This window comes from Pseudomonas sp. FBCC-B35 (genome assembly GCF_059133755.1).
In genome coordinates this window covers 987913-1007252 of sequence record NZ_CP101439.1, presented here as the reverse complement: position 1 = coordinate 1007252, position 19340 = coordinate 987913, and the positions used below count along the sequence as shown (strand labels likewise).

Genomic DNA, 19340 nt, shown 5'->3' with positions numbered 1-19340 from the left:
AGGGGCCAGGACCCGGCCCCTGCCCTTCCCAGTCATGGCCTGGCGTTGATCTGCTGCTGCAGGTTCTGCAGCTGGCTCTGGACGTTGTTCAGGTTACGGGTCATCTGACCACGAAACGCGTCGAACTCCTGCACCGATGCGCCCCCGCCGGCCGCCGTGTTCGGGCGGTTGTCCAGCTGGCTTTTGAGCACCAGCACATCCTGCTGCAGGCTTTCGATGGCGGCCGTGGGATTGCCTTGTTTTTTCAGCGCGGCCACCTCCTCGCTCAGACTCTTGAGTTGCCCGTCGAGCTTGCCCCCATCGACCTGGCCCGACTTGAGCGCTGCCAACTCGCCGTTCACCGCCTTCAACTGTGCCTGCAACTGCGTTTGCAGCTCGGTGACCGCTCTTTGCTGTTCACGGGTGTCCGCCAGGACCTGCTCCAGGCGCTTGCCCAGGTCCCCGGCCTGGCCCGCTACACCTGCCTGCTGCTTGCCTTGCTCGGCCAGACTGGCCTGCAACTGGCTGATCTGCTGTTTGAGGGCTTCACTGCCACTGTTGCTGGACGACGCGCTGGCTTCGACCTTGCCGCTGATTGCCTGCAAACGCCCTGCCGCGTCTTCGCTGATGCGCGCGAAGCTCTCCTGAGTGGCGACCAGCTGCTGCTCCATCAGGGAGATCTGCCGATAGCTCCACCATCCCAGACAGCCCAGGGCGATGAACGCGGCCACCAGCATCGCCCACAATGGGCCGGTGCTCGGCGCCCTGGCCGCTTGACGGCGACTGCGCGAGACATGAGCTGGCAGCAACTCATCGTCATCCTGCGTCCCTGCGCGCAAGGCCGGTACATCATCGAAATCATCGCGAGCATCAAAGCGCATGAGCATCCCACCCCACAGGTTGCAAATAAGCCGGATTATAAACCGCGCGCGCAGCCCGGTGATGCCCGACGTCGAGCTGAACGCTTTACCGGCCAGGCGGCTGGTGTTTCCACCACGTGCAGAATTCATCCAATGCCGCCCATACGCTGGTGGTGGGCTGATAGTCCAGGTACTGACTGGCGCGGGTGATGTCCAGGGTGAAATCGCGACTCATCACCTGCATGGCCAGGCGTGACAGCGTAGGCTCCGGCCGCCCCGGCCACAGGGTGCACGCTGCCTCGTTGAGCGCGGCCAAGCCGTAGGCCAGCCCATAACCTCGGTAGCGGGTGACCTGAGGGAGCTGAAGCTGGCGCAGGACATAGTTGATCACATCCCACAGCGGCAAGGGCTGGCCATTGCTGATGTTGTACGCTTGCCCAAGCGCGCGCCCGTCCGCGAACACTGCGCTGTACAGCGCCTCGTTCAGGTTGTGAACACTGGTGAAGTCGACTTTGTTCAAGCCGTTGCCGATGATCGCCAGCCTGCCTTTGCGTTGCAGGTGCACCAGCCGCGGCAGCAGGCTCGTATCGCCTGCGCCGATGACGAAACGCGGGCGCAGCGCCAACACTTCGAGGCCGAACTCCTGGGCGCCGAACACCTTCTGTTCGGCAATGAACTTGGTCCTGGCGTAGTGATTGGCAAACCGGCCGGGCACCTGATCCTCGCCAATGGCCACGCGTGAACGGCCATTGAAGTAGATCGAAGGCGATGACAGGTGCACGAGGCGACGCACGTGTTCCTTCAGGCAGCCTTCGACGACGTTCTCGGTCACCACCACGTTGCCCTGGGCAAACGCCTGATAGGGTCCCCAGTGCCCCACTGCACCGGCGCAATGCACCACGGCCTCGACGCCCTGGCACAGGCGCCGGGCCAGCTCCGCGTCGCCAAGGTCGCCCGGAATGAACTGCGCGCCACGCCGCACCAGGTGCTCCACACCTTCGGCGCGCCGGCCACTGACCCGCACATCCAGCCCCCGCTCCAGGGCCAGCCGCGCAAAACGCCCGCCGATGAAGCCACTTGCGCCAGTGACCAGAATTCGCATGTAACACTCCGCCTTGCCTGATGTTCAGAAGCCTTTGACGCCCTTAGGCGCTACAACGGCACCAGCCAGTGCCGGGCGCTGTGGCGCAGGTGGTCGGTCAGCTGTGCCAGCAGTTGCCCGCCGTTACGCCAATGATGCCAGTACAACGGTACATCGATCGGGGTATCGCTGCAGATTTCCACCAATTGGCCGCTGGCCAGTTGCTCGCGGGCCTGCAACTCGGGCACCAGCCCCCAGCCCAACCCCGCTTCGGTCATGCGCAAAAAGCCTTCGGATGAGGGGCATAAATGATGCAGAAAACCGTCCTGCATGCCCAAAGAGGCCAGGTAGCGGTGCTGCAGGAAATCGTCGGGGCCGTAGACGATCGCGGGCGTGCGGGCCAGGCGACGGGCATCGAATCCCTGGGCAAAATGCTGCTTCATGAAGGCAGGGCTGGCCAAGGCCCGATAGCGCATCGCCCCCAGCGCCAGACTGCGCGCGCCGGCCACTGGGCGTTCGCTGCCGCACAGGCAGGCGGCCACGTCGCCGGCGCGCATGCGCTTGAGGCCCACTTCCTGGTCCTCGACCACCAAATCGGTAAGCACCTTGTGCTCGGCGCAGAATTGCCCCACGGCGCCGGCCCACCAAGTGGCCAGGCTATCGGCATTGAGCGCGATGCGCAGACGCTCCGGCATGCCCCCGTCTTCGAGCGCGGGTACCTGACGCTGCAGGTCGCGCTCAAGCAGGCGTACCTGCTGCACATGGTTGAGCAACTGCCGGCCTACCTCCGTCGGGCCAGGCGGCGCGATGCGAACCAGTACCGGCTGCCCCACGCGCGCCTCCAGCAGCTTGATGCGCTGCGACACGGCCGATTGAGACAGGCCCAGCACCTGCGCGGCACGCTCGAAACCGCCTTGCTCGACGACAGCAGCAAGCGCCGCGAGCAACTTGTAGTCGAACATCGATTTTCCTAATGCCCAGTGAGCTTTATTGATTTTTCTTATAACCCGCAACTTGTCACACTGGCCAGCATCTTTCGAGGAGTCGTCTTCCATGTGGCAGAGTTATCTCAATGGCCTGCTGGTCGCCCTGGGCCTGATCATGGCCATCGGCACGCAGAACGCATTCGTCCTGGCGCAAAGCCTGCGCCGCGAGCATCACTTGCCGGTGGCAGCGCTGTGCATCCTGTGTGATGCCCTGCTGGTCGCCGCAGGTGTGTTCGGCCTTGCCACGGCCCTGGCCCATAACCCGACGCTGCTGAGCGTTGCCCGCTGGGGGGGCGCGGTGTTCCTCATCTGGTACGGGGCCAAGGCGCTTCGCAGCGTCTTTTCCGACCAGAGCCTGCAGCACCAGCAGGGCCAAGGCATGCGCTCACGGCGCGCCGTGCTGCTCAGTGCCCTGGCGGTCACCTTGCTCAACCCCCACGTTTACCTCGACACCGTGCTGCTGATCGGCTCGCTCGGGGCCCAGCAGACGGCGCCGGGCGCCTACGTGGCCGGGGCTGCCAGTGCTTCGCTGCTGTGGTTCTCGACCCTGGCGATCGGGGCGGCCTGGTTGGCGCCCTGGCTGGCACGGCCAGGCACCTGGCGACTGCTGGACCTGATGGTGGCCGTGATGATGTTCGCCGTGGCAGCGCAACTGATCTTCAACTGATCGTACGGGCTCGTGGGTGCCAACGGGCGACTTACCTGCCTGTCCGGTCTGGAAACGACTGCCACCGGTCGCTGCCCGCCAAGGCGCCTGGAACCTCTAATCCCTATGTTTGTTGCGTGGTTATGCGCCAAGGCTTGGTGCTATGATCCAGCCCTTGCGTCGCAAAGAGTACAAACTCGCCGACGCACATAGGGCCGCCCGTGATCGGCCCTGCGCAAACCGCGAACTAGACCTGAATCAGGAGATCTACCATGGCTTTTGAATTGCCGCCGCTGCCCTACGCCCACGATGCCCTGCAGCCGCACATCTCCAAGGAAACCCTGGAGTATCACCACGACAAGCACCACAACACCTATGTCGTGAACCTGAACAACCTGGTCCCGGGCACCGAATTCGAAGGCAAGACCCTCGAAGAGATCGTCACCTCTTCGTCGGGCGGCATCTTCAACAACGCCGCTCAAGTGTGGAACCACACCTTCTACTGGAACTGCCTGTCGCCAAACGGCGGCGGCCAGCCGACCGGCGCCCTGGCAGAAGCCATCAACACCGCTTTCGGTTCCTTCGACAAGTTCAAGGAAGAGTTCACCAAGACGTCCGTCGGCACCTTCGGTTCCGGCTGGGGCTGGCTGGTCAAGAAAACTGATGGTTCCCTGGCGCTGGCCAGCACCATCGGTGCCGGCAACCCGCTGACCAGCGACGATACCCCGCTGCTGACCTGCGATGTCTGGGAGCACGCCTACTACATCGACTACCGCAACCTGCGGCCGAAGTATGTCGAGGCGTTCTGGAACCTCGTCAACTGGGCCTTCGTGGCCGAGCAGTTCGAAGGCAAGACCTTCAAGGCCTGAGCCTCGTAACGCTCTGAGAGCCCGGCACGTGCCGGGCTTTTTTATGCCTGCTGTTCGGCGATGTGGCACTTGCTCAGTGTGCATAGCGCGCTAACATCAAACTTCCGGTTTCTTGACGAGGCCCACTCAAGTTACCCAGGGCTTCAACCGATACACTGCTAATGACCCTCCCGTAGTGAAGGGTCGTGATTGATGGCAAAATAATGTCATTTGCATGGATTAAGGAACCTCCCTTGAAGCTGGAATTGCGTAACAGCTTGTCGGTCAAGTTGCTAAGGGTCGTGCTCCTGGCGGCGCTAGCGGTCGGCGTCGTGCTCAGCTGTGCGCAAATCGTCTATGACACCTACAAGACACGCCAGGCCGTCAACAATGACGCCCAGCGTATCCTCGACATGTTCCGCGATCCTTCCACACAGGCGGTCTACAGCCTGGACCGAGAAATGGGCATGCAGGTCATGGAAGGCCTGTTTCAGGACGAGTCGGTTCGAATGGCCTCCATCGGCCACCCCAACGAGACGATGCTGGCAGAAAAGTCCCGACCCTTGCAGGACATGCCCCTGCGTTGGCTCACCGACCTGATTCTTGGCCAGGAGCGTAGCTACTCCACGCAGCTGGTAGGCCGGGGGCCCTACAGTGAATATTACGGCGACCTCAACATCACCCTCGATACGGCGGCCTATGGCGAAGACTTTCTGATCAATGCCGTGATCATCTTCATCTCCGGCGTGCTTCGAGCGCTTGCCATGGGGCTGGTGCTGTACCTGGTCTACCACTGGCTGTTGACCAAGCCACTCTCCAAAATCATCGAACACCTCACCCAGATCAATCCGGATCGCCCCAGCCAGCATCAGATCCCACTGATCAAAGGCCATGAGAAGAACGAGCTCGGCCTTTGGGTGAACACCGCCAACCAGTTGCTGGCATCGATCGAGCGCAATACCCATCTGCGCCATGAGGCCGAGAACAGTCTGCAGCGCATGGCCCAGTACGACTTCCTCACCGGCCTGCCCAATCGCCAGCAACTGCAGCAGCAACTGGACAAGATTCTGGTGGACGGTGGGCGCCTGCAACACCGGGTGGCCGTGCTATGCGTAGGCCTGGATGATTTCAAGGGCATCAACGAGCAGTTCACCTACCAGGTAGGCGACCAGTTGCTGCTGGCCTTGGCCGATCGTCTGAGGGCCCACAGCGGACGACTGGGCGCGCTGGCGCGGCTGGGGGGCGACCAGTTCGCACTGGTGCAGGCCAACATCGAACAGCCCTACGAAGCGGCAGAGCTTGCGCAAAGCATCCTGGATGACCTGGAAGTGCCCTTCGACCTGGACCACCACCAGCAGATCCGGCTGCGCGCAACCATTGGCATCACCCTGTTCCCGGAAGACGGCGACAGCACCGAAAAACTCCTGCAAAAAGCCGAACAGACCATGACCCTGGCCAAGGCGCGCTCACGCAATCGCTACCAGTTCTATATCGCGAGCGTGGACACCGAGATGCGTCGGCGCCGTGAGCTGGAAAAGGACCTGCGCGAGGCCCTGCCACGCAACCAGCTGTACCTGGTGTATCAACCCCAGATCAGCTATCGCGATCATCGCGTTGTAGGGGTCGAGGCGCTGTTGCGCTGGCAGCATCCGGAACTGGGCATGGTGCCGCCCGATCAGTTCATACCGCTGGCCGAACAGAACGGCAGCATCATCGGGATCGGCGAGTGGGTGCTCGACCAGGCCTGCCAGCAATTGCGCGAATGGCACGACCTGGGCTTCAGCGAACTGCGCATGGCGGTCAACCTGTCCACCGTCCAACTTCACCACAGCGAACTGCCGCGGGTGGTGAACAATTTGCTCCAGGCCTATCGCCTGCCCCCGCGCAGCCTGGAACTGGAGGTGACCGAGACTGGCCTGATGGAGGACATCAGCACCGCGGCCCAACACCTGCTGAGCCTGCGCCGCTCGGGCGCCCTGATCGCCATCGACGACTTCGGGACCGGGTACTCGTCATTGAGTTACCTCAAGTCCTTGCCCCTGGACAAGATCAAGATCGACAAGAGCTTCGTGCAGGACCTGCTCGATGACGACGATGACGCGACCATCGTGCGCGCCATCATCCAGTTGGGCAAAAGCCTGGGCATGCAGGTCATTGCCGAAGGCGTGGAAACCGCCGAACAGGAAGCCTACATCATTGCCCAAGGCTGTCACGAGGGCCAGGGCTACCACTACAGCAAACCGCTGTCGGCCCGGGAACTGACCAGCTTCCTCAGGCAGGCCCAGCGCAATCAGGTTTCCGTGCTCTGAGTGCACAGATGACACGTCGTGACCTGCTTTTACATGAATCGCAGGCTGGACCCTTTACAGCAAATGCAAATCTTTCGCATGATGTGTCGGTTCAACGTGCCATCGCGCACGGTTCATCCATGGTCCAACCACACGACGCAGGAAACCAACAATGATTCGAACGCCCCTGGCCTCTGCCAGTCTGCTGGCCATTGCCATCGCTCTCGCCGGTTGCGGTGAAGGCAAGGACGACAAGACCGCCGCGCCGCAAGCCCAGGCGCCCGCTGCCGCCAGCACCCCTGCAGCAACGCCGGGGGCTGTCGACGAAGCCGCTGCCAAGGCCGTGGTCAAGCACTACGCCGAGATGGTCCATGCCGTGTACAGCGACTCGCTGAGCACCGCCAAAACCCTGCAGAGCGCCGTGGACGCATTCCTCGCCACGCCCAACGATCAGACGCTCAAGGCCGCCAGGGACGCCTGGGTCGCTGCGCGCGTGCCATACCTGCAAAGCGAAGTGTTCCGCTTCGGCAACACCATCATCGACGACTGGGAAGGCCAGGTGAACGCCTGGCCCCTGGACGAAGGCCTGATCGACTACGTCGACACCAGCTATGAGCACGCCCTGGGCAACCCGGCAGCCAGTGCCAATATCATCGCCAACACCGAGATCCAGGTGGGCGAAGAGAAGATCGACGTCAAGGACATCACCCCGGAGAAGCTGGCCAGCCTCAACGAGTTGGGCGGCTCCGAAGCCAACGTCGCCACCGGCTACCACGCCATCGAATTCCTGCTATGGGGCCAGGACCTGAACGGTACCGGCCCAGGTGCGGGTAACCGTCCGGCGTCGGACTACCTCGAAGGCCAGGGTGCCACGGGTGGTCACAACGACCGCCGCCGTGCCTACCTCAAGGCCGTCACCGACCTGCTGGTCGCCGATCTCGACGAGATGGTTGCCAACTGGGCGCCGAACGTGACCGACAACTATCGCGCCAAGCTCGAAGCCGAGCCTGCCACCGACGGCTTGCGCAAGATGCTGTTCGGCATGGGCAGCCTGTCGCTCGGTGAGCTGGCCGGTGAGCGCATGAAGGTGTCCCTGGAGGCGAACTCGCCCGAGGACGAACACGACTGCTTCAGCGACAACACTCACTACTCGCATTTCTACGATGCCAAGGGCATTCGCAACGTCTATCTGGGCGAGTACACCCGCCCCGATGGCACCAAGCTGACCGGGCCTAGCCTGTCGTCACTGGTGGCCAAGGCCGACCCTGCCGCCGATGCGACCTTGCGCGCAGACCTGGAAGCCACCGAAGCGAAGATCCAGGTGATCGTCGATCACGCCCTCAAAGGCGAGCACTACGACCAACTGATCGCTGCCGACAACACCGCCGGCAATCAGATCGTGCGTGATGCGATTGCAGCCCTGGTCAAGCAGACCGGTGCCATCGAACAGGCAGCCGGCAAACTGGGTATCGACAACCTGAACCCTGACACAGCCGACCACGAGTTCTGATCCCACCCTTGTGCAGCACCCGACGCCCGGCCTAGAGCCGGGCGTTTTCATGTCTGCGGCAGCGCTTCCCGCTGCCTGGCAGGCCGATGATCGACCACCCTGTACGCATCATTCAATCGCCAACAGGGAGGCAGCCAATGCTGCAGATTCTCGATGTCTGGGGAGAGGGCCGGATCGTGCAGCGCGCTGAAGGCGCGAACCTGATCACAGGATTTCACAACGCCTATAACCTCAACAAAGCAGGGCAGCGCATCTCCAACGGCCCATTTGCTGGCGGGCCGATTCCCAACTTGATCCTGGTGTATGAGTACGACGCGCCCAAGTTCCCGATCGACGATCACTCCGTCCCGCATGTCACCCTCATGGGCGCGCCGATCACCCACACGGTGGCCGAGGAAATGTGCCGTGTATTGGCAGGGTCAGGCAAGGTCTACCTGTACGACCCCAACGAAAGCGACCGACGACTGTTCGAAGCCGTGGCTCACGAGTATGGCCTGCAACCCTTGGGTCGCTTCGATCCAGCCACCCTCGAACCGCCCTTCAATGAAATCACCTTGCTCGCGGCCTACGTATACCGCGCCCCGAGCGCCCCCTTGCCACGTCCGAGTACTCATCCATAAAGGAGATACACCATGGCCAGCGTCACCTACCTGCGTTCCATTGCCAACAACACGCCTTATACCCTGACTTTGGTTGACGGAGAGAGCCGTAGCCAAAGCCTGGCAATTGGCGCCCAGCACGCCTGGAACGGCTCGCTCGCGGTACCTTGGATCGGTAAATCCAAAGAGAACTACAAGGCGCTGCGCTTGATTCTGGGGCCAGGTGCAGAGACCAACATTTGGGTTTTTCAGGATTACTGGCAGCCCGCCCACAAGGATGTAGTGAAATACCTGACCGCCTCGTCCATGGAATACACCAGCGAAGAAGTGATGGAGGTCCCGGGCGATAATCATGAAGGCGGTAGCAAGAACCTCATCGTCAGCCTGGTCAATCGCCAGTTCAAACTCTTCATGGCATAAGCACCTGCCAAGACGATTTCATCCAGCAAACGCAAATTGCTCTTATTCAATGATCCTGGGCCTGATAAGCTTGCACGCCGGTTTTTAAGTTCAGGCCCAGGATTCTGCATGTCCCTGCCGCTGTCCCGACTTGCCCCTCTGCTGCTGGTCTTTGCCCTCGCTGCCTGTGATGACGCTCCGCGTTTCACCCAGGCCGAGCCGGGCGAAGCGCTGTCAGGTGGCAAGACGACCGTGTTGCGCAGTGACCGCAATGCGTATTCGCAGCCCGCTGCCAATCTCTCCCCTGAGCGGCGCCTGGACTTTGCCGTGGGCAACAGTTTCTTTCGCAACCCGTGGGTCATCGCCCCCTCTACCACAACGGCGCGCGACGGCCTGGGCCCCTTGTTCAATACCAACGCCTGCCAGAACTGCCATGTGCGCGACGGGCGTGGCCACCCCCCCGCAACAGATGCCAGCAATGCAGTTGGCATGCTCGTGCGCCTGTCGATACCTGACCAGCCCTACCTGGCCAAGGTCATCGAACGGCTCGGGGTGGTACCGGAACCTGTGTACGGCACCCAGCTTCAGGACATGGCCATTCCTGGCGTAGTGCCTGAAGGCAAGGTGCGCATGACCTACACCCCGCAGACGGTCTCGTTCAAGGATGGCCATCAGGTCGAGCTGCGCATGCCTGCGTTGCAGATCACTCAGCTGGGCTATGGGGCGATGCACCCGGACACGCGCTTTTCGGCACGCGTGGCGCCACCGATGATCGGCCTGGGCCTGCTCGAGGCGATCCCCGAGGCCGACCTGCTGGCCAACGAAGACCCGGACGACCGCAATCGCGACGGGATTCGTGGGCGCGCCAACCGCGTATGGGACGACGCTCAGGGACGTTCAGTTGTTGGCCGCTTTGGGTGGAAAGCGGGCCAGCCCAACGTGAACCAGCAGAACGCGCATGCGTTCGCCGGCGACATGGGCCTGACGACGACATTGCAGCCCAACGACGACTGCACCCAGGCGCAGGTCGAATGCCGCGCAGCGCCAAATGGCGACGGCGTGGCAGGCGAAAAGGAAGTCAGTGACAACATCCTGCGCCTGGTCACCTTCTATACACGCAACCTTGCAGTACCGGCCCGGCGGGATGTGTCTGACCCCCAGGTGCTTGCAGGCAAGAACCTGTTCCACGAGGCCGGCTGCCAGAGTTGTCACATTCCTCAGTTCACCACCGCCAGCGATGCCGCCGAGCCGGAGCTCGCCGGTCAGACCATCCGGCCCTATACCGATCTGCTGCTGCATGACATGGGGCCCGGCCTTGCCGATGAACGAACCGAATTTGCCGCCAACGGCCAGGACTGGCGCACGGCCCCGCTCTGGGGAATCGGCCTGAGCGAAACGGTCAGCGGTCACTCGCAATTTCTGCATGACGGACGCGCGCGCAACTTGCTCGAAGCGGTGCTGTGGCACGGCGGCGAAGCCCAGGCAGCACGCGATTTCGTCCTTACATTCGATGCCGAGCAGCGCGCTGCGCTGCTGGCTTTTCTGAACTCACTTTAAACATGCACAGGAGCCGGCCATGTTCCGACCCAAACTGTTGTTTACCAGCCTCGCTGCCCTGGCCCTTGGCGCCTGCTCGCCGCAGGATCCGCAGGCCGTCACCTCCGCGGCCATCGCCAAGCAGGTGATCCTGCCCACCTACAGCCGCTGGGTCGAAGCCGACCGCATGCTGGCCGCCAGCGCCCTGGCTTTCTGTGAAGGCAAGGAGACCCTGGAAAAGGCGCGCGCCGATTTCCTCAATGCGCAAAAGGCCTGGGCCGAACTGCAACCCTTGCTGGTGGGTCCACTGGCCGAAGGCAACCGTGCGTGGCAGGTACAGTTCTGGCCTGACAAGAAGAACCTGGTCGGCCGTCAGGTCGAGCAATTGGTCAATGCGGACAAGCCTGTCGATGCGGCTTCCCTGGCCAAGGCCAGCGTTGTCGTCCGCGGCTTGTCGGCCTATGAGTACATCCTGTTCGACAGCAAGCCGGACATCGCCACGGCCGAGCAGAAGGCGCGATACTGCCCGATGCTGGTGGCCATCGCCGAGCACCAGAAGGGGCTGGCCGAGGAAATTCTCAAGGGCTGGAACAGCACTGATGGCATGCTCTCGCAGATGACCAAGTTCCCCAATCAGCGCTACGCCGATTCGCACGAGGCCATCGCCGACCTGCTGCGCGCACAGGTGACCGCTTTGGACTCGCTGAAGAAGAAGCTGGGTGCGCCCATGGGGCGGCAAAGCAAAGGCATCCCACAGCCGCTGCAGGCTGAAGCCTGGCGTAGCCACAACTCCATGAACAGCCTCCAGGCCAGCCTCAAGGCGGCCCAGGCGGTCTGGGTGGGCGTGGACAATCAAGGGCTGCGCGGGCTGCTGCCTAGCGATCAGAAGGCGCTTGCGCAAAAGATAGACGATGCCTACGCCACATCGTTGAAGTTGCTGGCCGACAATCAGAAAACCCTGGGCGAGCTGCTGGCCGACGATGCAGGCCAGCAGACCCTCAACCAGATCTACGACAGCCTCAACGTCGTGCACCGCCTGCATGAAGGTGAGTTGGCCAAGGCACTTAACATTCAGTTGGGCTTCAACGCCAACGACGGTGACTGATCATGCTGCGACGCCAGGCCCTGAAACTCGGTAGCGTTGTACTCAGTGCCCTCACCTTGGGCGGCTGGACGCTTCTGCGCAACAAAGGTAGCGAGCCCTTGCTGCTTTCGGCACGCGACGACGCCGACGGCAAGCACTACGCCGTGGGCTATCGCCTGGACGGCACCCAGGTGTTCAGCACCCAGGTCGCCCAGCGTTGCCATGCCATCATCGATCACCCCGACCGGCCCGTCGCCCTGTTCGTGGCTCGCCGCCCGGGGACCGAAAGCTACCTGGTCGATCTGCGCGACGGGAAGCTGTTGCAGACGGTGGTATCGCCGCCCGACCGGCATTTCTATGGTCATGCCGTGCTCCACAAGGACGGACAGTGGCTATACACCACCGAAAACGATACCCGTGACCCTGGCCGTGGCGTGCTGGGGGTCTACCGTTTCGACGACGAGCGCCTGGTGCGCACAGGCGAGCTCAGCACCCACGGCATTGGGCCGCACGAAGTCGCCTGGCTGCCGGACGGCGAAACGCTGGTAGTCGCCAACGGTGGCATCCGTACCGAAGCCGAAAGCCGGGTGGAAATGAACCTTGATGCCATGGAGCCGAGCCTGGTGCTGATGCAGCGCGACGGCACCTTGTTGAGCAAGGAAACCCTGGCCCAGCAGATGAACAGTGTTCGTCACCTGGCGGTAGCACGCGACGGCACCATTGCCGCGTGCCAGCAGTTCATGGGGGATGCCTCGGATACTGCCGAGCTACTGGCGATCAAACGGCCGGGCCAGCCTTTCCAGGCTTTCCCCGTTGCGCAACACCAGCTACAGGCCATGGCCCAGTACACCGCCAGCGTGGCCATTCACGACGAACTGCGTCTGGTGGCCTTGACAGCACCACGGGCTAACCGCCTGTTCGTCTGGGACCTGGACAGCGGCGCCGTTCGTCTGGATGCACCCATGCCCGACTGTGCCGGGGTTGGTGCGGTGAAGGACGGGTTCGTCGTGACATCTGGCCAAGGCCGTTGCCGGTTCTATGATTGCCGCAAGCACCAGCTCGTCGGCCAGCCCCTGAACCTGCCTTCAGGCTTCTGGGACAATCACCTGCACCTAATCTGAAATGTGCGTCAGGCCATGCCCTGCGGCTTAGCCGAACGGCCGCAGGCCCTGGCGCATGCCGAACAGGAACAGCAGCAGGTCATGATCAGGCTGCACCTTGGCCTGCTGCTGCGGCTTTACCTCGCGCGGCAGTGCACATTGTTCAGCCAGCTCCGATTGGCTGAACACCACTGTTTTTGGTTGTTCCCACGCTGCCACCGCAACGGTAGTGAGCGCCAGGCCCCCAACCAGGAACAAAGTTCGAGCTATTTCTAGTTTCATTGCCCTAACCCTTTGACAGCGCTGCCAAACGCTACCTCATCAACGTAGTGCAACCTACGCCCCTTTGCACGCTTGAACGACGAATGGCGGCACCTGTCACATGGGTGATCACGCAAAGGGCGCTGCCCTCGAGAGCCGTCAATGCGCCTCAACCCTTGCGCAATACATACACACGCCACATGGCATAAAACGGCAGGAAGTCGAGACGCTCCTGGATTCTGAAACCCGCGGCAGCGAATTCCGCCTCAACCGTTTCGGTGGGTAACACAAAACGGTTCTGGTAACTTTCCGGCCCGTGCTCGGCGCCGCGACGCCGCTCGAGCTTCCTGCGCCGCCAGGCTTTGAAATTGCCATCCACCCACAACGACACAATCACGCTGTCTCGGCTAACCCGATGAAACTCATTGAGAATCGCTTTTCTGTGCGCCGCTTCGCCAATATGGTGAAACAGACGCATGCAAAAGATGCTGTCCACCGCGTTGTCCGGCAATTCGATGGCAAAGGCCGAGGTCTGCAAAGGTCGTACCCGGGCCACGATTTCCGGTGGTTGGGCCGCACATGCCGTCTCGATCATGTCGGCAGAATTGTCTGCTCCGATGATCACGCGGTTGGCTTTTTCCGCCAGCAGTGGCCAGAAGCGACCCGCCCCGCAGGGCAGGTCCAGGACCAGGCCCGGCTCGCCCGCCAGCATCAGGGCCCGTCGAGCCAACTGTTCATCGCGCTTATGGGAAAGGCGCCTGGCCAGGCCAGCCTGGTGCTTCAAAAAATACTGTTGGGCATGGGCCTTGTCGTATTTACGGGAAAACTCGAGGTTGATGGGGCTACGCATCGGGCATCTCCTGATTCCAATGGCGGCCAGACTAAGCAGCCAAGCGTTGGAATCAGGTTATGGCCTTGTGAAAAAAGCGTTCTTCAATAGGATATTTCTTACAGGCTATTACGAAAGTGTGTTCAGCTCGCCCTTGGCTACGGTGCTGCTGAGGTCCACTTGGAAACGGCAGCCATGGGGGTGGGTCGAGGTCAGGGTGACCTGCCAGCCCTGGTCATCGCAAATGCGCTGGACCAACGACAAGCCCAGACCAAGCCCTTCACCTCGGCGCTCATCCCCCCGCACGAAGGGCTTGAACATGGCTTCGCGCTGCTCCTCCGGGATGCCTACCCCGCTGTCTTCCACGGTGAAATGCGTGGCTTGCAGGGTCAGACGAATGTAACCGCTGTCGGTGTAATGGGCAGCATTACGCAGCAAGTTGCCCATGACCGATTGCAGGAAGGTGGCGTTGTACAAGACCGGACCTGCGTTACCACGGCCTTCGTAATGCAGCGTCAGCCCCTTTTGTTCGATGGTGTCGCGCCATACCCCGATCAATTCGTCCCCCACCTCGCGCAGGGTTGCCCGCGAAGCCACAGCGCCTTCGTCTCTTTGGGCCCGGGCCAGCATGAGGAAGGTTTTTACCAGCTCGCGCATTTCCTCGGTGGCGCGGGCTACCCGTTCGACCTGACTGCGCGAGCGCGCGTCCAGTGCCGGGTTTTCCATGAGCAGCTCGCACGAGGTGGCCAGCACCATCAGCGGCGTACGCAACTCGTGGCTGACGTCGCTTGTGAACAGGCGCTCGCGCGTCAAGGCATCGCGCAGACGGCCCAGGGTGTCGTCGAAGGCCACTGCCAACTGCCCGACCTCGTCGGCGGCGTAATCAGGCGCCAATGGTGGCGCCAACCCCAACAGCTGATCGCGATGGCGCACTTGGCGCGCCAGGCGGATGACCGGCGCCATCACCCGGCGCGCCACCAACCAGCCCAGAATCACGGCGAGCACCAGGCTCAATACGAACCCTACGACCACCACCGCGAACAGCAGCCGTTCTCGCTCCTCGAAGTCGCTTTGATCCTGCAACAGCACGTAGCGACGACCGTCCACGATCTCCACCATGGCGTGATACGAAAGCTGATCGCGAAAGACCTCGTGGAAACCCCGGTCCAGATGGCGCAGGTCCTTTGGCAACTCGAAGTCGTCCCGCCCGCCACTGAAGTAGAACAGTTGGTCCGGTCGCGGACGGTGACTCCAGTCGCTGACGCTGTCCATGCGCAACAGACGCTGCAAGTCACCGCCGAGCACCGACGAAATCAGGCGTTCTTCCACCAGGTGCACGGTAGAAACGATACCCACGGCGAAAGCCCCCGCCACCAGCGCGCTCATCAACGCAAAGGCAATGATGATGCGCTGGGCAAGGCTCTGTTTAAACTCCATCGCGGCCCTCGGCGAGGCGATAGCCGACGCCATGGACGGTATGCAGCAGGGGTTTTTCAAAGGGTTTGTCGATCACCTGGCGCAACTGGTGTACATGGCTGCGCAGGCTGTCGCTGTCGGGGCAGTCATCGCCCCACAGGGCTTCTTCGAGCACTTCGCGCCGCAACACGTGCGGGCTCTTCTGCATGAGCACCGCCAGCAGTTTCAGGCCGACCGGGTTGAGCTTGAGCAGGCGGCCTTGCCGGCTGACCTCGAGTGTGTCGAGGTCGTAGCTCAGGTCTGCAACCTGCAGCGTGCGACGCCCACCACCCTGCGCCCTGCGCAGCACGGCTTCGATACGCGCAGACAGCTCGGACAAGGCGAAGGGCTTGAGCAGGTAGTCATCGGCGCCGGAACGGAAGCCTTGCAGCCGATCGTCCAGCTGATCGCGGGCGGTGAGCATGATCACCGGCGTGTCGCGGCGTGCGTCTTCGCGCAGGCGCTTGCACAGCGTATAGCCATCGATGCCCGGCAACATGATGTCGAGCACGATCAGGTCATAGTGCTCGGTCGCTGCCAGGTGCAGGCCCGACAACCCATCCTGGGCACAGTCGACGGTATAGCCCTTCATGCCGAGGTAATCGGCAAGGTTGGCCAGAATATCGCGGTTGTCTTCAACCAAGAGGATGCGCATGAATTTCTCCTGTGCGACGCTGCTCGCGGTGATGCGCGGCAGGCGCAGCTTAAGGCCTAAGCCTGCGGGGTGCCAGCCTTTGGATGAATTCAGGCGGCTTGACGTTTTTTTCACCGAACCTTCACGGACACAGCATAGAAGCGGCCTGACAATGCGCGACCTTCTCGCGCCCTGGAGCCGCCATGCAGCAATCAAATTGCCCTCGCCCCTTGAACCTGTGGCTGTACCTGGGTATTCCAATGGCCATCATGCTTGGGCTGGTGGCGCTCGAATGGACGTCGGTGGACATGGACATAGCCAACCTGTTCTTCGATACCGCCACCGGGCAGTTCATCGGTCGCCACAGCTACCTGCTGGAGAACATCCTGCATGACCGGGTCAAGCAGGGCGTAATCGTGTTGGGCGTACTGGCACTGGCTGTGTTTGCGGCAAGTTTCTTGGTCAAGGGTTTGTACAGCTGGCGCCGCGAACTGGGCTGCCTGGTGCTCGCACTGGGGGTGTCCACCGCCTTCGTCACACCGCTTAAGAAACTGACGCAGGTGCAGTGCCCTTGGAGCCTCACGCAGTTCGGCGGCTCGGAAACCTACAGCAAGCTGCTCGAGCCAAGGCCTGCCACCGACAAGCCGGGCCTGTGCTGGCCGGGCGGTCACGCGACCACGGGGTTCTGCCTGTTCGCGCTGTTTTTCGCGTTGCGTGATCGTAAACCGCGCCTCGCGCGCGTGGCATTTGCGGCCGCCCTGATCGCCGGTACGGTCCTGTCGGTGGGCAGGATGATGCAAGGGGCGCACTTTTTGTCCCACAACGTGTGGACGGCCGTCTTCTGCTGGCTGATCGGCCTGGGTGCCTACTACCTGGTGCTGTACCGCAGACGGGCAGCAGACAGGCCAGCCGCCGAGCCCAACCCTGCCTGAGTCAGTGCCCCCCGGTCGAGTGCCGAGCCCTGAACGAAAAAGCCCCGGCTCTTGCGAGCCGGGGCTTAGGGGTATAGCGAGGGTAAGGCTGGCTTACATCATGCCGCCCATGCCACCCATGCCGCCCATGTCAGGCATGCCGCCGCCTGCTGGCTTGTCTTCCGGCAGGTCAGCAACCATGGCTTCGGTGGTGATCATCAGACCGCCGATCGAAGCAGCAGCTTGCAGTGCCGAACGGGTAACCTTGGCTGGGTCCAGGATACCCATTTCGATCATGTCGCCGTACTCGCCGGTCGCAGCGTTGTAGCCGTAGTTGCCCGAACCCTGCTTGACCTTGTCAGCCACAACGCTTGGCTCGTCGCCGGCGTTGGCAGTGATCTGACGCAGCGGGGATTCGACCGCACGGCGCAGCAGCGAGATACCGACGTTCTGGTCTTCGTTGTCACCTTTGAGGTCAACGATTGCAGACAGGGCGCGCACCAGGGCAACACCACCGCCAGGCACCACGCCTTCCTCGACCGCTGCACGGGTAGCGTGCAGTGCGTCTTCGACGCGGGCTTTCTTCTCTTTCATTTCGACTTCGGTGCCAGCACCGACCTTGATGACGGCAACACCGCCGGCCAGCTTGGCCAGACGCTCTTGCAGCTTCTCACGGTCGTAGTCCGAAGAGGTTTCTTCGATCTGAGCACGGATCTGCTTGACGCGACCCTGGATATCGTCTTCAGCGCCAGCGCCGTCGATGATGATGGTGTTTTCCTTGGACAGGGTAACGCGCTTGGCGTTGCCCAGGTGTTCCAGGGTAGCGGTTTCCAGGGACAGGCCGATTTCTTCGGAGATGACCTGGCCGCCAGTCAGGACGGCGATGTCCTGCAGCATGGCCTTGCGACGGTCGCCGAAGCCTGGTGCCTTGACTGCTGCAACCTTGACGATGCCGCGCATGTTGTTGACGACCAGGGTAGCCAGGGCTTCGCCTTCGACGTCTTCAGCAACGATCAGCAGCGGGCGGCCGGCCTTGGCAACGGCTTCCAGTACTGGCAGCAGCTCACGGATGTTGGAGATCTTCTTGTCGACCAGCAGCAGCAGCGGGCTGTCCAGCTCGGCAACCATGGTGTCTGGCTTGTTGACGAAGTACGGGGACAGGTAGCCGCGGTCGAACTGCATGCCTTCGACGACCGACAGCTCGTTTTCCAGGCCCGAACCTTCCTCGACGGTGATGACGCCTTCCTTGCCGACCTTCTCCATGGCTTCGGCGATGATTTCACCGATGGAGCTGTCGGAGTTGGCGGAAATGGTACCGACCTGGGCAATGGCCTTGGAATCGGCGCATGGCTTGGACAGGTTCTTCAGCTCGGCAACGATGGCGGAGGTCGCCTTGTCGATGCCGCGCTTGAGGTCCATCGGGTTCATGCCGGCAGCGACGGCCTTCAGGCCTTCGTTGACGATCGACTGAGCCAGCACGGTCGCGGTGGTGGTGCCGTCACCGGCTGCATCGTTGGCCTTGGAAGCGACTTCCTTGACCAACTGGGCGCCCATGTTCTCGAAGGCGTCCTTGAGCTCGATTTCCTTGGCGACGGAAACGCCGTCCTTGGTGATGGTCGGCGCGCCGAAGCTCTTGGCCAGTACCACGTTACGGCCTTTCGGGCCCAGGGTCGCTTTTACCGCGTCAGCCAGAACGTTGACACCAACCAGCATTTTCTTGCGAGCGGAATCGCCGAATTTTACGTCTTTAGCAGCCATGATCGTTTAATCCTTGATAAATCTTTGGAGTAACGGGAAGTCGGTGGAAATCAGCCTTCAACAACGGCCAGGATTTCGTTTTCGGCCATGACCAGCAGGTCTTCGCCGTCGACTTTCACGGTGTTGCTACCCGAGTACGGGCCGAAAACCACTTTGTCACCCACTTTCACGGCCAGTGCACGTACTTCGCCGTTGTCCAGGACGCGGCCAGTGCCGACGGCGACGACTTCGCCGCGGTTTGGTTTTTCAGCGGCCGAACCTGGCAGGACGATACCGCCAGCGGTTTTCGATTCTTCTTCGCTGCGACGGATGACGACGCGGTCATGCAGAGGACGAAGCTTCATTGTCGATCTCTCCCAAATTGTGGTTTTCATCGGCCGGTGTCGACACCGGCGGGTTGATGCTGTCCGGCGTTGCCGGAAGGCCGCTCGCAACGAGCAAACGGCCTGAGTCATGTCTGGTGTCACCACCAGAAACCTTGCGGTGACCACTACATGAGGCCGTCCGAATCGATTACAAGGCTTGGCAGGGAATTTTTTTTGCCTAGGTATGAAAAAGGGCCGCTTGGCGGCCCTG

General features: G+C 61.9%; 19 protein-coding genes. 10 read left to right on the top strand and 9 right to left on the bottom strand.

Annotated features, from left to right (window positions below; genetic code table 11):
- Positions 1 to 32: 32 nt before the first annotated feature.
- The 3 genes from NMB38_RS04465 to NMB38_RS04455 form a co-directional block, all read right to left on the bottom strand.
- Entirely contained in the window at positions 33 to 860 is an 828-nt protein-coding gene (locus NMB38_RS04465; protein WP_028687212.1) for a hypothetical protein, read from the bottom strand.
- An 85-nt stretch (positions 861 to 945) separates the two neighbouring features.
- Positions 946 to 1941 (bottom strand): NAD-dependent epimerase/dehydratase family protein, encoded by a 996-nt coding sequence (locus NMB38_RS04460; protein ID WP_027914512.1) that lies wholly within the window; start codon positions 1939 to 1941, stop codon positions 946 to 948.
- A gap of 50 nt (positions 1942 to 1991) precedes the next feature.
- A complete protein-coding gene (locus tag NMB38_RS04455; protein ID WP_027914511.1) occupies positions 1992 to 2882 on the bottom strand; it encodes a LysR family transcriptional regulator ArgP in 891 nt (296 codons plus the stop codon).
- A gap of 91 nt (positions 2883 to 2973) precedes the next feature.
- Between NMB38_RS04455 and NMB38_RS04450 the strand changes: the two genes are divergently transcribed.
- The 9 genes from NMB38_RS04450 to NMB38_RS04410 all read left to right on the top strand — a co-directional run bounded on the left by NMB38_RS04450 (position 2974) and on the right by NMB38_RS04410 (position 12937).
- Positions 2974 to 3573, top strand: coding sequence for a LysE/ArgO family amino acid transporter (locus tag NMB38_RS04450; protein WP_027914510.1), 600 nt, complete (start codon positions 2974 to 2976; stop codon positions 3571 to 3573).
- Positions 3574 to 3824: 251 nt separating this feature from the next.
- Entirely contained in the window at positions 3825 to 4421 is a 597-nt protein-coding gene (locus NMB38_RS04445; protein WP_027914509.1) for a superoxide dismutase, read from the top strand.
- Between the two features lie 233 nt (positions 4422 to 4654).
- Positions 4655 to 6709, top strand: a complete 2055-nt coding sequence (locus NMB38_RS04440) for a putative bifunctional diguanylate cyclase/phosphodiesterase (RefSeq protein WP_027914508.1) — start codon at positions 4655 to 4657, stop codon at positions 6707 to 6709.
- Between the two features lie 151 nt (positions 6710 to 6860).
- Positions 6861 to 8198, top strand: a complete 1338-nt coding sequence (locus NMB38_RS04435; protein WP_027914507.1) for an imelysin family protein — start codon at positions 6861 to 6863, stop codon at positions 8196 to 8198.
- Positions 8199 to 8335: 137 nt separating this feature from the next.
- Positions 8336 to 8818, top strand: a complete 483-nt coding sequence (locus NMB38_RS04430) for a hypothetical protein (RefSeq protein WP_027914506.1) — start codon at positions 8336 to 8338, stop codon at positions 8816 to 8818.
- Between the two features lie 12 nt (positions 8819 to 8830).
- Entirely contained in the window at positions 8831 to 9217 is a 387-nt protein-coding gene (locus NMB38_RS04425) for a hypothetical protein (protein ID WP_027914505.1), read from the top strand.
- Between the two features lie 108 nt (positions 9218 to 9325).
- Positions 9326 to 10753 (top strand): di-heme oxidoreductase family protein, encoded by a 1428-nt coding sequence (locus NMB38_RS04420; protein ID WP_181073580.1) that lies wholly within the window; start codon positions 9326 to 9328, stop codon positions 10751 to 10753.
- Positions 10754 to 10772: 19 nt separating this feature from the next.
- Positions 10773 to 11837 (top strand): imelysin family protein, encoded by a 1065-nt coding sequence (locus NMB38_RS04415; protein WP_027914503.1) that lies wholly within the window; start codon positions 10773 to 10775, stop codon positions 11835 to 11837.
- A gap of 2 nt (positions 11838 to 11839) precedes the next feature.
- Positions 11840 to 12937, top strand: coding sequence for a DUF1513 domain-containing protein (locus NMB38_RS04410; RefSeq protein ID WP_027914502.1), 1098 nt, complete (start codon positions 11840 to 11842; stop codon positions 12935 to 12937).
- Positions 12938 to 12964: 27 nt separating this feature from the next.
- On the opposite strand, the gene NMB38_RS04405 is transcribed toward NMB38_RS04410, so the two are convergent.
- The 4 genes from NMB38_RS04405 to colR form a co-directional block, all read right to left on the bottom strand.
- A complete protein-coding gene (locus NMB38_RS04405; protein WP_023534390.1) occupies positions 12965 to 13198 on the bottom strand; it encodes a hypothetical protein in 234 nt (77 codons plus the stop codon).
- 148 nt (positions 13199 to 13346) lie between these two features.
- A complete protein-coding gene (locus tag NMB38_RS04400) occupies positions 13347 to 14027 on the bottom strand; it encodes a class I SAM-dependent methyltransferase (protein ID WP_027914501.1) in 681 nt (226 codons plus the stop codon).
- Between the two features lie 108 nt (positions 14028 to 14135).
- Positions 14136 to 15443 carry a sensor histidine kinase gene (locus NMB38_RS04395; protein ID WP_027914500.1) on the bottom strand — a complete coding sequence of 436 codons (1308 nt, stop codon included), beginning with the start codon at positions 15441 to 15443 and terminating at the stop codon, positions 14136 to 14138.
- Positions 15433 to 16116, bottom strand: a complete 684-nt coding sequence (colR, locus tag NMB38_RS04390) for a two-component system response regulator ColR (RefSeq protein ID WP_023534349.1) — start codon at positions 16114 to 16116, stop codon at positions 15433 to 15435. The genes NMB38_RS04395 and colR overlap by 11 nt, the downstream gene beginning before the upstream one ends.
- Positions 16117 to 16298: 182 nt before the next feature.
- On the opposite strand from colR, the gene NMB38_RS04385 reads away from it, so the two are divergent.
- Positions 16299 to 17027 carry a phosphatase PAP2 family protein gene (locus NMB38_RS04385; RefSeq protein ID WP_027914499.1) on the top strand — a complete coding sequence of 243 codons (729 nt, stop codon included), beginning with the start codon at positions 16299 to 16301 and terminating at the stop codon, positions 17025 to 17027.
- 93 nt (positions 17028 to 17120) lie between these two features.
- Here NMB38_RS04385 and groL read toward each other — a convergent pair whose 3' ends face one another.
- Together groL and NMB38_RS04375 are read right to left on the bottom strand one after the other, a co-directional pair.
- Positions 17121 to 18764 (bottom strand): chaperonin GroEL, encoded by a 1644-nt coding sequence (groL, locus tag NMB38_RS04380; RefSeq protein WP_027914498.1) that lies wholly within the window; start codon positions 18762 to 18764, stop codon positions 17121 to 17123.
- Positions 18765 to 18814: 50 nt separating this feature from the next.
- Complete coding sequence (locus NMB38_RS04375) at positions 18815 to 19108, bottom strand: co-chaperone GroES (protein ID WP_003251905.1); 294 nt, start codon at positions 19106 to 19108, stop codon at positions 18815 to 18817.
- Positions 19109 to 19340 lie beyond the last annotated feature (232 nt).

Bases quoted from the DNA above. Each gene is read 5' to 3' on its own strand.
- NMB38_RS04465 (WP_028687212.1), bottom strand. From the start codon at position 860: ATGCGCTTTGATGCTCGCGATGATTTCGATGATGTACCGGCCTTGCGC.
- NMB38_RS04460 (WP_027914512.1), bottom strand. From the start codon at position 1,941: ATGCGAATTCTGGTCACTGGCGCAAGTGGCTTCATCGGCGGGCGTTTT.
- NMB38_RS04455 (WP_027914511.1), bottom strand. From the start codon at position 2,882: ATGTTCGACTACAAGTTGCTCGCGGCGCTTGCTGCTGTCGTCGAGCAA.
- NMB38_RS04450 (WP_027914510.1), top strand. From the start codon at position 2,974: ATGTGGCAGAGTTATCTCAATGGCCTGCTGGTCGCCCTGGGCCTGATC.
- NMB38_RS04445 (WP_027914509.1), top strand. From the start codon at position 3,825: ATGGCTTTTGAATTGCCGCCGCTGCCCTACGCCCACGATGCCCTGCAG.
- NMB38_RS04435 (WP_027914507.1), top strand. From the start codon at position 6,861: ATGATTCGAACGCCCCTGGCCTCTGCCAGTCTGCTGGCCATTGCCATC.
- NMB38_RS04430 (WP_027914506.1), top strand. From the start codon at position 8,336: ATGCTGCAGATTCTCGATGTCTGGGGAGAGGGCCGGATCGTGCAGCGC.
- NMB38_RS04425 (WP_027914505.1), top strand. From the start codon at position 8,831: ATGGCCAGCGTCACCTACCTGCGTTCCATTGCCAACAACACGCCTTAT.
- NMB38_RS04420 (WP_181073580.1), top strand. From the start codon at position 9,326: ATGTCCCTGCCGCTGTCCCGACTTGCCCCTCTGCTGCTGGTCTTTGCC.
- NMB38_RS04415 (WP_027914503.1), top strand. From the start codon at position 10,773: ATGTTCCGACCCAAACTGTTGTTTACCAGCCTCGCTGCCCTGGCCCTT.
- NMB38_RS04410 (WP_027914502.1), top strand. From the start codon at position 11,840: ATGCTGCGACGCCAGGCCCTGAAACTCGGTAGCGTTGTACTCAGTGCC.
- NMB38_RS04405 (WP_023534390.1), bottom strand. From the start codon at position 13,198: ATGAAACTAGAAATAGCTCGAACTTTGTTCCTGGTTGGGGGCCTGGCG.
- NMB38_RS04400 (WP_027914501.1), bottom strand. From the start codon at position 14,027: ATGCGTAGCCCCATCAACCTCGAGTTTTCCCGTAAATACGACAAGGCC.
- NMB38_RS04395 (WP_027914500.1), bottom strand. From the start codon at position 15,443: ATGGAGTTTAAACAGAGCCTTGCCCAGCGCATCATCATTGCCTTTGCG.
- colR (WP_023534349.1), bottom strand. From the start codon at position 16,116: ATGCGCATCCTCTTGGTTGAAGACAACCGCGATATTCTGGCCAACCTT.
- NMB38_RS04385 (WP_027914499.1), top strand. From the start codon at position 16,299: ATGCAGCAATCAAATTGCCCTCGCCCCTTGAACCTGTGGCTGTACCTG.
- groL (WP_027914498.1), bottom strand. From the start codon at position 18,764: ATGGCTGCTAAAGACGTAAAATTCGGCGATTCCGCTCGCAAGAAAATG.
- NMB38_RS04375 (WP_003251905.1), bottom strand. From the start codon at position 19,108: ATGAAGCTTCGTCCTCTGCATGACCGCGTCGTCATCCGTCGCAGCGAA.